General features: G+C 31.8%; 16 protein-coding genes. 11 read left to right on the top strand and 5 right to left on the bottom strand.

Annotated elements, in window-relative coordinates; translation table 11 throughout:
- Nucleotides 1-9: 9 nt before the first annotated feature.
- From yajC to ACFQ39_RS13245, 6 genes are all read left to right on the top strand, one after another.
- Nucleotides 10-333: a preprotein translocase subunit YajC gene (gene yajC / locus ACFQ39_RS13270; protein ID WP_377179713.1), complete on the top strand. Its 324-nt coding sequence runs from the start codon at nt 10-12 to the stop codon at nt 331-333.
- A gap of 135 nt (nt 334-468) precedes the next feature.
- Complete coding sequence (locus ACFQ39_RS13265) at nt 469-1,377, top strand: CdaR family protein (RefSeq protein ID WP_377179711.1); 909 nt, start codon at nt 469-471, stop codon at nt 1,375-1,377.
- Nucleotide 1,378: 1 nt separating this feature from the next.
- Entirely contained in the window at nt 1,379-1,960 is a 582-nt protein-coding gene (gene coaE / locus ACFQ39_RS13260) for a dephospho-CoA kinase (RefSeq protein WP_377179709.1), read from the top strand.
- Nucleotides 1,961-2,059: 99 nt separating this feature from the next.
- Nucleotides 2,060-3,625, top strand: coding sequence for a sensor histidine kinase (locus tag ACFQ39_RS13255; RefSeq protein ID WP_377179707.1), 1,566 nt, complete (start codon nt 2,060-2,062; stop codon nt 3,623-3,625).
- Nucleotides 3,626-3,636: 11 nt separating this feature from the next.
- Nucleotides 3,637-4,332 carry a response regulator transcription factor gene (locus ACFQ39_RS13250; RefSeq protein ID WP_377179705.1) on the top strand — a complete coding sequence of 232 codons (696 nt, stop codon included), beginning with the start codon at nt 3,637-3,639 and terminating at the stop codon, nt 4,330-4,332.
- 12 nt (nt 4,333-4,344) lie between these two features.
- A complete protein-coding gene (locus ACFQ39_RS13245; RefSeq protein ID WP_377179703.1) occupies nt 4,345-4,974 on the top strand; it encodes an L-threonylcarbamoyladenylate synthase in 630 nt (209 codons plus the stop codon).
- Here ACFQ39_RS13245 and ACFQ39_RS13240 read toward each other — a convergent pair.
- Nucleotides 4,971-5,591 (bottom strand): hypothetical protein, encoded by a 621-nt coding sequence (locus ACFQ39_RS13240; RefSeq protein WP_377179701.1) that lies wholly within the window; start codon nt 5,589-5,591, stop codon nt 4,971-4,973. The two genes, ACFQ39_RS13245 and ACFQ39_RS13240, sit on opposite strands and share 4 nt — an antisense overlap.
- Nucleotides 5,592-5,594: 3 nt before the next feature.
- Nucleotides 5,595-6,089: an RNA polymerase sigma factor gene (locus tag ACFQ39_RS13235; RefSeq protein ID WP_377179699.1), complete on the bottom strand. Its 495-nt coding sequence runs from the start codon at nt 6,087-6,089 to the stop codon at nt 5,595-5,597.
- Between the two features lie 373 nt (nt 6,090-6,462).
- On the opposite strand from ACFQ39_RS13235, the gene ACFQ39_RS13230 reads away from it, so the two are divergent.
- From ACFQ39_RS13230 to ACFQ39_RS13220, 3 genes are read left to right on the top strand one after another with little or no spacing between them, the layout of a single operon-like run.
- Nucleotides 6,463-7,797, top strand: coding sequence for a 2TM domain-containing protein (locus ACFQ39_RS13230; protein ID WP_377179697.1), 1,335 nt, complete (start codon nt 6,463-6,465; stop codon nt 7,795-7,797).
- 18 nt (nt 7,798-7,815) lie between these two features.
- Nucleotides 7,816-8,121 (top strand): 2TM domain-containing protein, encoded by a 306-nt coding sequence (locus tag ACFQ39_RS13225; protein ID WP_377179695.1) that lies wholly within the window; start codon nt 7,816-7,818, stop codon nt 8,119-8,121.
- A gap of 12 nt (nt 8,122-8,133) precedes the next feature.
- Complete coding sequence (locus tag ACFQ39_RS13220) at nt 8,134-8,889, top strand: LytR/AlgR family response regulator transcription factor (RefSeq protein WP_377179693.1); 756 nt, start codon at nt 8,134-8,136, stop codon at nt 8,887-8,889.
- On the opposite strand, the gene ACFQ39_RS13215 is transcribed toward ACFQ39_RS13220, so the two are convergent.
- Genes ACFQ39_RS13215 through ACFQ39_RS13205 form a run of 3 tightly spaced genes read right to left on the bottom strand, consistent with a single transcriptional unit; the run spans nt 8,881 to nt 10,986 of the window.
- Nucleotides 8,881-9,435, bottom strand: coding sequence for an RsmD family RNA methyltransferase (locus ACFQ39_RS13215; RefSeq protein ID WP_377179691.1), 555 nt, complete (start codon nt 9,433-9,435; stop codon nt 8,881-8,883). The two genes, ACFQ39_RS13220 and ACFQ39_RS13215, sit on opposite strands and share 9 nt — an antisense overlap.
- Nucleotides 9,435-10,289, bottom strand: a complete 855-nt coding sequence (locus tag ACFQ39_RS13210) for a DUF3822 family protein (RefSeq protein WP_377179689.1) — start codon at nt 10,287-10,289, stop codon at nt 9,435-9,437. The genes ACFQ39_RS13215 and ACFQ39_RS13210 overlap by 1 nt, the downstream gene beginning before the upstream one ends.
- Nucleotides 10,258-10,986 (bottom strand): hypothetical protein, encoded by a 729-nt coding sequence (locus ACFQ39_RS13205; protein WP_377179687.1) that lies wholly within the window; start codon nt 10,984-10,986, stop codon nt 10,258-10,260. The genes ACFQ39_RS13210 and ACFQ39_RS13205 overlap by 32 nt, the downstream gene beginning before the upstream one ends.
- 208 nt (nt 10,987-11,194) lie before the next feature.
- On the opposite strand from ACFQ39_RS13205, the gene ACFQ39_RS13200 reads away from it, so the two are divergent.
- Nucleotides 11,195-12,610, top strand: a complete 1,416-nt coding sequence (locus ACFQ39_RS13200; protein WP_377179685.1) for an ATP-dependent DNA helicase — start codon at nt 11,195-11,197, stop codon at nt 12,608-12,610.
- Nucleotides 12,600-13,877 (top strand): D-alanyl-D-alanine carboxypeptidase/D-alanyl-D-alanine-endopeptidase, encoded by a 1,278-nt coding sequence (locus ACFQ39_RS13195; protein ID WP_377179683.1) that lies wholly within the window; start codon nt 12,600-12,602, stop codon nt 13,875-13,877. Before ACFQ39_RS13200 ends, ACFQ39_RS13195 begins: the two co-directional genes overlap by 11 nt.

The raw sequence follows: 13,877 nt of genomic DNA, 5'->3' as shown, positions 1-13,877 counted from the left end.
ATACACAAGATGATAAACGCAATTATATTACAGTCGGGAAGCGGTGGAATAGGAAATATTATTTTAATTCCTTTAATGTTTTTAGTGATCTATTTATTTATGATTAGACCACAAATGAAAAAACAAAAAATGGAGAAAAAGTTTCAAAGTTCAATTACAAGAGGTGCCAAAGTAGTTACCACAAGTGGTATTCATGGCAAAGTGGTAGATTTAAATGATGCCGATAACACTTGTACCATCGAAACTGGAGCGGGAAAAATAAAATTTGAAAGATCTGCTATTTCTATGGAAATGAGCAAAAGATATTTGACCCCAGAAAACAGCAAGTCTTAATTAAAAACGGATCATAGAAGCGTAAAGAGTTCAGCGAAAGCTGAACTCTTTTTTTTATCTTTAACGAAAAATTAGTTGGACACAAAAAAATCAAATAAATCAACCGATTCACTTCAGAACAATAAAAAACTACGGATGTTTTTGTTGTTTTTAGGATTATCTCTCTTTTTTTGGTTTTTGATTAATTTGTCTAAAAGTTATATCACAGATGTTGAATTTTCTGTTGAATTTGTAGATCTTCCAAGTAAAATGCAATTACAAAGTAAATCTGACGAAACCCTTGTACTCACTGTTAAGTCTATTGGTTTTAATTTGTTGAAGCACAAGTACAGGAATAAGAAAATTCAGTATTCATTAAAAGAATTGAAGAGGAAAAATAAACAATCCTATTATTCTGTAAGCTCTAACAATATTAATTTCATTCAGTCTCAATTTAGCGGAGAAACGGATGTTTTAAAGATTAGACCTGATACCTTATTCTTTGAATTCGGTGTAAAAAAATTCAAGAAAATAAGTGTGAATCCTAAAATCGAAATTCAATACAAAATAGGATATGGTCTGTCTGAAGAATTGAAATTTTCTCCTAAAGAGGTGACAATTTCTGGACCGGAAGGAGTGATCGATACGATCAATGAAGTTAAAGTAAAACCCTTTGTGATGGATAATGTTTCTGAAAGTTTTGAGGCCGAAATTATGGTTGTTTCTCCTGGGCCAAATGTCGAAATTGAACCCTCTAAAATTAAAGTAAAAGCTCAAGTAGAAAAATTCACTGAAGGTAGTTTTGATATGAGCTATAAGGTCATTAATGTGCCTTCTAAAGCAATTATAAGCACTTACCCGAAAGAGTTAAAATTGATTTTTCAAGTATCATTAGAGAATTATAACAAGGTGCTTAAAGAAGGGTTTGAAATTATCTGTGATTACGAGCATTCAGAAAAGAATAATTTGGATTATTTAATTCCAAAGGTGATAAAGATGCCAGATTTTATTTCATCTGTGAGAATAGTACCAGAAAAAGTTGAGTTTTTAATCAAAAGTAAGTAAGGTGAAGGTAGTTGGTTTAACCGGTGGTATTGGTAGCGGCAAATCTACTGTAGCTAAAATGTTCCAAGACTTAGGTGTGCCCGTTTATTTTTCCGACACTGAAGCAAAGAGAATTATGCAAGAATCTAAAGAGGTTCAACAAGGTTTGATCGATCTCTTTGGTGAAAAGGTTTTTGAGTCTGGAAACCTAAACAGAACATATTTAGCGAGACTTGTGTTCAATAATTCGGAATTGTTATCTCAATTAAATGCTCTTGTACACCCAGCCGTGGCATTTGATTTTGAAAAATGGATTTCTAGGCAGAATGCAGAAATCGTCATGCAGGAAAGTGCTTTGATATTTGAAAATGAGAAGGAAGATTTTTTTGATGCGGTAATATTGGTCACAGCCCCAAAGGAATTGCGCATTGATAGATTAAAAAAAAGAGATCATAGTTCTCAGAAAGAAATAGAATCCAGAATGAATAATCAATTAAGCGATAAGGATAAATTTCCACGTGCTGATTTTGTTATTGAAAACATTGATATCCTCGAAACTGAAAAGAGAGTCAATGAAGTGTTATCAATCTTACTCTCAACATAATAGTTAGATCTTATTTTACAGTTGTTAATTTAATTTCAATTAGTGTTAACAAATGTTAAATTAATTTTAATATGCTAGAGTTAATCTAAATTTGTTAAAATGAGTAGAAAAATATTCGTACTTTTAATTATATGTATGGGAGTAGCCTTAATCGGTATTATTGCTGTTCAAATATATTGGATAAAAAGTACGGTAGAGGTAAAGGAAGAACAGTTTTCAACGAGTGTTAAATACGCGCTTGCAAAAGTTTCTGAAAACATTCAAAAGCGTGAATTTACAGATGATGTAACGAGATTTGCACCAATTTTGGACAGTTTAACAAAATTGGAAGAGAGAGGAGTTAAAGATTTTTTTTACCAACAAATAGATACGAGTAGAAATGAAATTTTTACTTACAGACAAAGAGTTCTAGAAAATAGTTACAGAACACAGATTAGTCCTTTAGAGGATGAATCATTTGATTTTAAAACGATTATAAGTGAGCAGGAAACGGAGGTAAAAAGGTTAGAGTTTAAATCGAAAGATTTTGCTGAGTTAAGTCCGGAAGAAAGAATTGTAAAAGTTGGAAAGTTAGATAAGTATGATAAACTGGTACTTGAAGAGTATTTTGATGCGATCAATGCTCGTGTACCTATCAATGATAGGATCACAGATAATGAGATAAGGCTTAATCTGGATAATGAATTGCGTACGAGAAATATTAACACACCATTTGAATACGCAGTTTTTAGCGAAGATTTAATAACCAGGGTCAAATCGGATAATTTTGAGATGACCACAGGAAGTAGTTACGAAGTTCCTTTATTTATTGACAACGAAGGCTATAGTGATTATAAATTGTTTGTGAGTTTTCCCGATAAAAAAGGATATATTCTATCAACAATTACGAGAAACTTACTTTTGGCGGCTCTTTTTATTTTGGCGATCATTTTTGTATTTGCCAGTTCGCTTTACCAAATGTTAAAGCAGAAAAAGATCTCTGAAATTAAAACGGATTTTATCAACAATATGACGCATGAGTTTAAAACACCAATCGCTACGATCAATTTAGCAATTGATGCGATCAATAATCCAAAAATAATTAACGACCAAGAAAAAGTAAAGCGTTATGCTGAAATGATTAGAGAAGAAAATAAAAGAATGCATGCTCAGGTAGAAAATGTACTAAGAATCTCAAAACTTGAAAAGAATCAGTTAGACATTACCAAAAGTGTACTCGATATACATGATATCATTGATGACGCTTTGAAACATGTCAACTTGATCGTTATAAATAAAGATGGAAAAATCAATAAAGAATTCAGAGCTACCAGAAGTGAAATTTTAGCGAGTAAATTCCACTTTACTAATGTTATTGTTAACATTTTAGACAATGCGATTAAGTACTCTAATAATGCACCAATAATAGATGTCACTACAGAGAATATTGGGAATTTTATTCTAATCAAAATCAGTGATAATGGTATTGGAATGAATAGAAATGTACAGAAGAAAATATTTGATAAATTTTACCGCGAACAAAGCGGAAATATACATGATGTTAAAGGTCATGGATTAGGCTTAGCCTATGTTAAAAGTATTACAAATTTGCACCAAGGTGCTGTATTTGTAGAAAGTGAAAAGGGTAAGGGGAGTACCTTTACCATAAAATTACCATTAATCTAACACTCCTTATTATGGCAAATAAAAGAATTTTACTTGTTGAAGACGATCCGAATTTCGGAACAGTACTTAAAGATTATTTATCGTTAAATGATTATAATGTAACACATGCCAAAGATGGCTTAGAAGGGTTAATAACATTTAAAAATGGCGAATTTGATATTTGTATACTAGATGTTATGATGCCAAAAAAAGATGGATTTACTTTAGCAAAAGAGATAAGATCATCTAATGTAGATATTCCAATTATTTTTCTCACTGCGAAAACAATGAAAGAAGATGTGGTTAAAGGTTATCAGTCTGGCGCAGATGATTATCTCAATAAACCTTTTGACAGTGAGGTTTTATTGTATAAAATTAAAGCGATCTTGCAAAGGAAAGAAAATGAAACTAGCGAAGAAGAGAATCAGTTTGAATTTGAAGTGGGTAAGTTTCATTTTGACTCAAAATTAAGGCAATTATCTTTTCAAGGCGAACCAGCTAGAAAATTATCTCCAAAAGAAAATAAATTACTCAAACTTCTGGTTTTATATAAAAATGATTTATTACCAAGAGAATTGGCGCTAACCAAAATATGGAGAGATGACAATTATTTTACAAGTCGAAGTATGGACGTGTATATCGCAAAGTTGAGAAAATATTTAAAACCTGATGACAAAGTTGAAATTGTTAATATTCATGGAGAGGGATTCAGATTGGTAGATGAATAAATAGTTGATCTCATGGCCGAGCTCGTAAAACTTTATAACGAAAACCCAAATCCTAAGCAAGTAGCAAAAGTAGTTGAGGTGTTAAAAAGAGGTGGATTAATCATTTACCCAACGGATACTGTTTATGGTTTGGGTTGCGATATTACCAACAGTCAGGCCATGGAAAAAGTAGCTCGTTTAAAGGGTATTAATTTAACCAAGGCGAACTTATCATTTATTTGTTACGATTTGAGTAATTTATCGGATTATTCAAAACAAGTTGATACGCCAACATATAAACTTTTAAAAAGCTCATTACCTGGACCCTACACTTTTATCCTACACGGTAATAATAATTTACCAAAAGTTTTTAAAAAGAAAAAAACTGTGGGAATCAGAATTCCTGACAACAATATCATACGTGAAATTGTTAAGCAGTTAGGAAATCCCATTGTTTCTACCTCAATTTATGACGAGGATGATTTGTTGGAATATACAACAGATCCGGAACTGATTTTCGAAAAATGGCAGAACCATGTAGACATAGTGATTGATGGTGGCTATGGTGGAAATATTCCTTCAACAGTTATCGATCTTACAACAGAGGAAATAGAAGTGGTGAGAGAAGGAAAAGGAAGTCTTGATATGTTTGAACTAGATTAGTCGACCTGACCTAATTCATTGTAATTGCGTAGTAATTTCTTTAAGAAAAATCCATAAACCAACCGGTAAATTAACCAAAATACCGCTAAAACAATAAAGAACATTAAGATTGACAACATCCATATCACGAGCATATTAGTGTTTTCCGGTAAAGATTCTTTAAAGGATGAGGAGGTAAAAACTTTGTAGAACATGTGAAAACCGATAATAGCCGCCATTAAAATGTTATAGTAAATATAGTTCTTAACGGTTTTTCGCGTATTAAGAATATCATCCATCAAACTTTTAACACTTGTATCTGCAGAAATGCTTTTATAATTTTTAAAAAAACAATAAATAAAACCTAAAATAATTAGCACGTGTGCTATGTAATAAAAATTTAGCATACCGTTCAAATCGTATTTTTCTATAAAACTGTTGTCTGACTTATGACCTGTGAAGAATAGGAAGATATTAGGCAAAGGCAAAATGAACTCTAAAATACTCAAAGCTAAAATCCATTTCACAACCGATGATGACTTTTGATGCATCATTTTAAATATATCTTCTTTGGAAAACCTAATTTTTTCTTCTTCCTGGTTTTTCCAAATATCTTTTAAATTCTCTAGTTGAGCCATTTATTATGGATTAAGAATATTTTTTAACTTGGTTTTTGTTCTGTTCATTTTCACTCTAGCATTAATCTCAGTGATCCCTAAAGTACTTGCAATTTCATTATAACTTTTATCCTCTAAATACATTAGTGCTAAGGCTTTTTCTATATCATTTAAACTATGAATTGCTTTGTACAATAAATCTAATTGCTTGTCTTGTTCATCATTGTACTCTTTGTATTCGAGCTCTTTCATATTGTCAAATATTGGCCCGGTATCTATATCTCGTTTATTTTTTCTATAAAGTGAAATCGCAGTATTAAAAGCGACTCGGTACATCCAAGTACTAAACTTTGATTCCCCTCTAAATTTGGGATAGGCTTTCCATAACTGAATGGTTATTTCCTGGAAAAGATCTTTGTGTGCCGACTCATTATTCGTATAAGTTCTACAAACCTTATGAATGATGTTTTGATGATTATCCAGCTCTTCCAAAAATTTATTTTCTAAATTTTTATCCACCCAAAAAACGTTTAATGATTAGTGTTAAAAATACTGTTTTTGTTACAATTCATGCCTCTATTATTTATGATTAGAACAATTCAATCACGATTATTGACAATTCAGCCAATTTATTTTTTGCTGCTTATTATTAACAATCATCTTTGTTTTAATAAAATGTCAAACCACTTATAGATTTGAATTATGATAAAATATGTTGTAGTAATTGTAGCTTATCTCATTTCATTTGTTACACAAGCGCAAGCTCCAAAGCAAATGCCAGATTGTCTTTGTGATGAAAATATAATCGCATCAGGTACATACTCAATTGGAAGTTGCGAAATTCAGGAAATTAAGGATAAAGGCATTACATTTGAATTAAAGGATTGAATTTATGAAAGCTTGGTTAAAATCAGGATTAATTATTTTACTTATCGGATTTGCCGTTTTTTTGTTGGGAACCTCACTTCAACAAAATGGTTTTGCGCAACCCCTTGCAGTATTGCTGAAGTCTTTAGCGATATATGAATTGTATTCCTTGATCATGTATTTCTCGCATCGATTCTATTTTGGATTTATCTCGAGAAATTTTAAAGGATCTGAAAATTTAAAAAAGCATATTATTTTCGGTTTTTCAGGTTCTCTCTTGGTCACGCTTTTAGTTTTGGTAGTTTTAAGATTTATAGTAAGGGTGTTCTTTTTCGGTGAGGCGCCAGAATCTTTTCTGGTTAATTCAAAAGGATATTTTTATTTCGGTATCAATATAACCCTAATTGTCACTTTACTTTTTTATATTTTTTATTTTTACAAAGCCTCTTCAGAAAAAAAAGTTACAGAATCTCAGGTTGTGGCAAAAACGGAGACGGCCAAATACGAATCGCTCAAAAGTCAATTAGATCCGCATTTTTTGTTCAATAGTCTAAATGTGTTGACATCCTTAATAGGAGAAAATCCTGTATTAGCAGAAAGATTTACTACTAAATTATCAAAAGTATACCGCTATGTATTAGAACAAAAAAATAAGGATTTAATCCCTTTAAACGAAGAATTAGATTTTGCAAAAACCTATATGGATCTCCTTAAAATGAGGTTTGAAGATGCTGTTGTTTATGAAATTCCAGAAGAGATTTCTAATAGTGAATTGAAAATTGTACCACTATCCTTACAAATTCTTTTAGAGAACGCAGTAAAACACAATGTTATTAGCAGCGAGTTCCCTTTAAAAGTTAAAATTTATGAAGAAGAGGGTAATTTATTAGTAGAGAACAATTTAAATAAAAAGGACAATGTGGGAAAGAGTACAAAAATTGGCTTAAGTAATATTAAAGACCGCTATGCGCTTATTACGAAGCGGCCATTTATTGTAGAAGATAAGAATAGAACATTTAAAGTAACCCTACCATTATTAACGCAAAAAATTAAAACGATGAGTACAGATCACAAAATTTTAGAAAGTAAGTATTTAAGAGCCAAACAAAAGGTTGAGGAAATTAAAGGGTTTTATGCCAGTTTAATCTCATACATTATTGTTATACCTTTTTTAATTTTTATTTATTATAGATTCACGCCTTTTACTATCCAATGGTTTTGGTTTCCTATTTTCGGCTGGGGTATCGGATTAGTTTTTCAAGGTTTTTCTGCCTTTGGAAATCCTATTTTTGGAAGAGGCTGGGAGGAAAGAAAGATCAAAGAAATCATGGATGAAGAAGACAAAACGCTTTGGCAATAATTTAAAAACTCTAAACTCATGGAAGATAGAAATAAAATTGATCGATATTTAGAAGCACAAAAACAGGTTGAAGAAATTAAAGGATTTTATATACATTTAATTGTTTATATCATTGTGAACGCATTTATTGTTTATGGAATTTTAAGCTCTGTAGGTTTTGATCAGCTAAATTTTTGGACATTTTCAACGGCTATTTTTTGGGGAATTGGACTTTTTTTTCATGGCTACCACGTGTTTGGAAAAAATCTCCTTTTTGGTAAGAAATGGGAAGAAAAAAAGATAAAGGAGTTGATGGACAAAGATAAAAGTGAATTTTGGGAATAAAATAGCTGTGTTTTGAAAATAGTAATTATTGAAGATGAAAAGCCTGCAGCTAGAAGGTTGGCCAGGATGATTGAAAACCTTGACTTACAAGTAGACATGATGCTTCATTCTGTGAGTGAAGCGGTTGATTGGTTTTTAAATAATAATAATCCCGATCTTATACTATTAGACATTCAGCTTTCTGACGGATTGGCTTTTGAAATATTTGATGAAGTTGATGTTGATAGCCCGATTATTTTTACAACAGCCTATGATGAATATGCATTGAAGGCCTTTAAGTTGAATAGCGTTGATTACTTACTAAAACCAATAGACGAAGATGAATTGAGATTGGCTGTAGAAAAATTTCACCAAAACTGGGTAAATGCCAATCCTCTTAAACTTAATATAGAAAAGATTAGAGAGGCACTCAAGCTTAATGAGGAGAAAAAGTTTAAAAAACGATTCATTATTAAAATCGGCCAACATTTAAAAATGATACCAGTAAGTAAAATATGTTGCTTTTATTCAGAGAATCGAGGGACTTATTTTAAGACCATTGATAACAGAGATTATCTGGTAGAGCCAACTTTGGATCAGTTGGAAGATGAACTTAATCCTAACCTTTTTTTCAGAATCAATAGAAAGTATATTATTAGTATGGATGCCATTGAAGATATGGTGTCTTATACGAATAGCAGAATTCAAATTCGTCTACATAGTGTAGATGAGGATGATTTAATTGTTAGCAGAGAAAAAGTGAAAAAATTTAAACAGTGGTTAGATTGATTCCTCAACGGTATCAGAAAAAAAACTAAAACAATTACTTCCATATTTTTTAAGCAGTTCAAAGTGAGGCATTGCAGATAGGTCGGTTTGAGAAGAATGCTCAACAATTAAAAGTCCTCCATCCTTCAACATTTTTTTTTCGAGAATTAAGAGGACTAATTTTTGGAATTCCTCTTGCCCAATATCATAAGGTGGATCTGCAAAAATTACATCAAAAGTTTGATGTGTTTTGTCTAAGAACCGAAAGACATCACTTTTGATGATAGTTAAATTAAGATTCAGTTCATTGTCAATTTTATTTATATAGAGAATACAACCGGCATGCTGATCAACAGAAGTTACTCGTTTTGTACCGCGAGAGGCAAATTCAAAGCTAATATTTCCGGTACCTGCAAAAAGATCACAGACACTTATTTCATCGAATTCATAGCGATTATAGAGCATATTAAAAAGCGCCTCTTTGGCCATATCTGTGGTTGGTCTAACCGGTAACTTTTTTGGAGCGACCAGTTTTCTACCTTTATATTTCCCCGAGATGATGCGCATTAGTTTTGGTGTAACAGAAGAAAATATTGCCTTTTTATATCATCATTAAATGCGTCTGAATAATTGTATGGGCTTCTATTTTCTAGGAAAGATACATTTTTAATGTACTTATAAGCAATGTTATATAATGAATCATTTTCAATGACTTCTCCCAGAAAGACAAGTTCTAAGTATTCCGGATTAAATCTTAATTGCTCTGCACAAAATAACAAGTAGTAAATAAAATCTGTTTTATTCTGAAAAGTAAAGCTATTCGATAATTGAAGCTGGTTATTTGCAATGGCGATTAAATCGAGTTGATTTCCATGAATATGGGCGAAAAAGTGAGGTTTTTCACTCAATTTGTACACATTTAAAATGTTTTGTAGAAAAATGGTTGTGCTATGCTTGTACTCAAATTCTCCAAATTTATCGATGAAAAAATTATTAATATTTACAAAAGGCACGTATACATTAATCATTTCGTGCGTTGAAATTTTATCATATGCAATAAAATCATTTTCGTATACCTTGAGATTATACTTCAGATATCCTTTTAAATTATGTTCATTAAAAAGTTCTCGCGGCACAATGGTAGATAAATTATTGGTATGGCAAATATTTACATTACTATATTTAAACTGTAAAGCTGATTCATTATTAAAAGCCGTTATAACATTATCCAGGTGTTTTTCAGGATTTACGGATGGCTCAGAAAACGGAACATAAGAAAGTAAGTCAACTGTATTAGTTACCTTATTTAAGGTACAAAAAGAAAATCCATCCAAACTGATTTGGATGGATAATTGTAAGTTGTCTATTTTAGTTGGGTCTATAGAACCTCTAGATATCTGTATCTTCTTTTTTACCATCATAAGAAGGAGGCCAGTTTCCATTTGAATTTACTTCGCTTAAAGAGCCTACTTGAATGTATTCACCAGGAACATTAATTCCACCTAAAGCTTCTTTTTCTTGACGGATTAGATCCTTGTCCATTCCATCCAAAACAATCGCCTTGTCCACTTTTACTTCAAACACAGGAGTTTTAACACCGGTTACTTTTTCTATGCTACCCACTTTTAGATCAAATTCTTTATCAGTGCCAGGAACTTTAAACATGTTCTTATAATCTCTTCCTTCGAAGCTGCTCTTAACAGGCTTGTAGCCTATGGTGTCTACAACTCTTTTTTCTACATCGACCGTAATTCTACCTCTTTGCTCAGTCACTACTACGTTTTTAACCTCTGTAATGGCAAATTGGGCAGTATCAATAAATGAAATCAATGCTGGTTTATTATCTGTAAACCTTCTGTTTACTTCTGCATACGCCAATTCTGCATCTCTGATCATTTTCAAATTGTTTATCACTTTCGCATACCTAACTTGCTTTTGTTTATTGAAATTAATTGGCGTCATAATTGAACTATAAATTTTGTATCCCAAGAAAATTATGGCAGCCCAAAGAACAATAGAAAGTAAAGGTTTTAATTTGTGAGGAATTACATTTACAATTAAAATCGCTAACAACGAAACGACAATGATTGCAACAATAATAATAAAAACTGAAGTCATTTTTTAATTTTTTTATTTATACGGTCAAAGGCAAATCTACAAAAAATATTTTATGATAAAAGAAATTATTTAGTTTTAAATGGTATTTTACAAAGGCTTCATTAGTAGGTAATTATTACCGTTTTTAGTACTTTGATATACAATTGTTTGTAAATGATAGCTAGCATATAACTACAGGTTATTGAAGCATTTTTCTTTAATTTGTTTCATGGTATTAAATGCAGAAGAAATATATTTTAAATTGAGCCAAAGGTTCCCCTATGAACCTACTTCGCTTCAGGACGAAACATTAAGATTATTGGCAGATTTTATAAAAGATAAAAATGAATCTATTTTTTTACTTAAAGGATTTGCTGGGACAGGGAAAACAACGATTATTTCATCCTTGGTAAAAACGCTTCCTTTTGCTTATAAACAATCCGTTTTATTAGCACCAACAGGCCGAGCTGCTAAGGTAATTACCAATTATTCGGGTAAAGAAGCTTTTACAATTCATAAGAAGATTTACTATCCCAAAAAGGGGAAAGGGGGTGGAGTTAGCTTTACTTTACAAAAAAATAAGCATAGCAACACTGTTTTTATCGTAGATGAAGCATCGATGATTCCAGATGAGATGGCAGAATCTAAATTGTGGGAAAATGGATCTTTACTTGATGATTTGATGACTTTTATAGACCAGGGAAAGAATTGTAAATTAGTCTTAATTGGAGATACAGCTCAATTGCCACCTGTACATATTGAAGAAAGTCCTGCGTTAAATGCAGGCTTACTCAATTTGAAATTTAATAAACGTATCTATGAAACTGAACTAACTGAAGTAACGAGACAAGATGCATCTTCTGGAATTTTACTCAACGCAACTGCTTTAAGACTGGCGATGGAGGAGGATTTTTTTAAACCGTTTCAGTTTAACTTAAATTTTCCAGATATCATTAATTTGCAAACAGGAGATGATATACTTGATGCATTTATGTCTTCTTATTCCGTTCCTGGCATAGAAGATACCTGTTTAATTGTTAGGTCTAATAAAAGGGCAAATAGTTACAACGAGCAAATCAGAGCTCGGATTTTAGACAGGGATGCTGAAATTGCCACAGGTGACCATTTAATGGTTGTAAAGAATAATTATTATTGGCTTCAAGATTCAAAAGAAGTGAGTTTTATTGCCAACGGAGATATTTGTGAGGTGATGGAAATCTATAAATATATTGATCTATATGGCTTTAGATTTGCTGAAATAAAGTTGAGAATGATTGATTATCCAAAAGAACCTCCATTTGATACAGTTGTTATTCTGGATACTTTAAAAAGCGAAACACCTTCTCTTACCTTTGAACAGTCTAATCAGTTGTATCAAGAAGTGGCAAAAGATTATTCAAGCTATAGATCTAGATATAAGATCATGCTCGCAATAAAAGAAAATAAATACTTCAATGCGCTGCAGATCAAATTTTCTTATGCCATAACTTGTCATAAATCTCAAGGGGGGCAGTGGAAAAATGTTTTTATTGAACAACCTTATTTGCCAAATGGACAAGATATTTCATATTTTCGTTGGCTATATACCGCCATTACAAGAGCGCAAGAGAAATTGTTTTTAATTGGATTCAAAGATGAAAAGTAAAACGTTAAAATTTTTTGGAATTGTTGGAGCTATAATGTTTTTAAGCAGTTGCTCTGTGAACAAAAGCCTACAAAAGGAAGTCATTGAACAGTCTGCCAAAGAGGAGTTTTTTAGAGGAATTGTGGTTTATGATCCAGAGAAGAATAAAACCCTGATCAATATAAATGGTAACAAGTATTTTACTCCGGCATCAAATACGAAACTTTTCACATTTTATGCTGCCTATAAAACCTTTAAGGATTCTGTTCCCGGATTAATGGTTTACGAAAATAAAGACTCTCTTATCATTTCCGGAACAGCTGATCCTTCATTGCTTTATGGATTTGACGAAAGTAAGACGATTCCCTATCTATCTTCCAAAAGTCAAAATATTTATATCGTAGACAAGCATATAGACGAAGCATTTTTTGGCAATGGATGGGCTTGGAATGATTATCCTTATGCTTATATGGTAGAAAAGAATCTTTTCCCCATTTACGGCAATTACGTCGAGCTCTCTAAAAAGGATACGAGTATAACAGCTGTGCCGCATTTTCTAAAAAAATCTGTAGCGATTAAAGATGAAACCGATGAGAGAAGAGATTATTTCACGAACGAATTTTACGTTAAAAAAGATGATGTCTTTAAAGGTAGAACAATTCCGTTTAAAACTTCAAATCAATTGGTTGCCGACATACTTGGGGATACTTTAAAAAGAAAGATCACACTAGTTCCTGCAACTTTTAGTAAACCGATGAAACCGTTCTATAGTGTTGCCTATGATACTCTTTATAAACAAATGCTGTTAATCAGCGATAATTTTATTGCAGAACAATTAATGCTTCAAGTGGGTAAGTCATGGACTGGTGAGTACAATGTTGAAAAGGGGATTGATACTATTTTGACCACCTATTTAAAAGACCTTCCTCAAAAACCGCGTTGGGTTGATGGCTCAGGTTTATCCAGATATAATTTATTTACACCAGAAAGTATCGTGGTTTTATTGAATAAGATGTATCGAGAAATTCCTACAGAAAAACTATTTGAATTTCTACCTAATGGAGGTGAATCGGGAACCTTAAAGAATTATTTCAAAAGCGAAAAACCGTATATTTTTGCAAAAACAGGAACACTTTCCAATAACCATAGTATAAGTGGTTATTTACGTACAAAGCGAGGAAAAATATTGATATTTAGCTATATGAATAATCATTATATGGGATCTTCTACAGATCGAAAAATGGAAATGGAAAAAGTTTTCAAATCCCTGTATGAAAATTATAAATAG

The sequence above is a fragment of the Namhaeicola litoreus genome (assembly GCF_042679565.1).
Classification (GTDB): domain Bacteria; phylum Bacteroidota; class Bacteroidia; order Flavobacteriales; family Flavobacteriaceae; genus Namhaeicola; species Namhaeicola litoreus.
Note: the sequence above shows the minus strand (reverse complement) of the source record. Positions and strands in the feature narration are given on the sequence as shown.

Coding starts and splice junctions, on each gene's coding strand:
- ACFQ39_RS13240 (WP_377179701.1), bottom strand. CDS start 5,591: ATGGCTCAACTAGAGAATTTAAAAGATATTTGGAAAAACCAGGAAGAA.
- ACFQ39_RS13230 (WP_377179697.1), top strand. CDS start 6,463: ATGAAAGCTTGGTTAAAATCAGGATTAATTATTTTACTTATCGGATTT.
- yajC (WP_377179713.1), top strand. CDS start 10: ATGATAAACGCAATTATATTACAGTCGGGAAGCGGTGGAATAGGAAAT.
- ACFQ39_RS13210 (WP_377179689.1), bottom strand. CDS start 10,289: ATGATGGTAAAAAAGAAGATACAGATATCTAGAGGTTCTATAGACCCA.
- ACFQ39_RS13245 (WP_377179703.1), top strand. CDS start 4,345: ATGGCCGAGCTCGTAAAACTTTATAACGAAAACCCAAATCCTAAGCAA.
- ACFQ39_RS13205 (WP_377179687.1), bottom strand. CDS start 10,986: ATGACTTCAGTTTTTATTATTATTGTTGCAATCATTGTCGTTTCGTTG.
- ACFQ39_RS13195 (WP_377179683.1), top strand. CDS start 12,600: ATGAAAAGTAAAACGTTAAAATTTTTTGGAATTGTTGGAGCTATAATG.
- ACFQ39_RS13265 (WP_377179711.1), top strand. CDS start 469: ATGTTTTTGTTGTTTTTAGGATTATCTCTCTTTTTTTGGTTTTTGATT.
- ACFQ39_RS13250 (WP_377179705.1), top strand. CDS start 3,637: ATGGCAAATAAAAGAATTTTACTTGTTGAAGACGATCCGAATTTCGGA.
- ACFQ39_RS13225 (WP_377179695.1), top strand. CDS start 7,816: ATGGAAGATAGAAATAAAATTGATCGATATTTAGAAGCACAAAAACAG.
- ACFQ39_RS13215 (WP_377179691.1), bottom strand. CDS start 9,435: ATGCGCATCATCTCGGGGAAATATAAAGGTAGAAAACTGGTCGCTCCA.
- ACFQ39_RS13200 (WP_377179685.1), top strand. CDS start 11,195: ATGGTATTAAATGCAGAAGAAATATATTTTAAATTGAGCCAAAGGTTC.
- ACFQ39_RS13255 (WP_377179707.1), top strand. CDS start 2,060: ATGAGTAGAAAAATATTCGTACTTTTAATTATATGTATGGGAGTAGCC.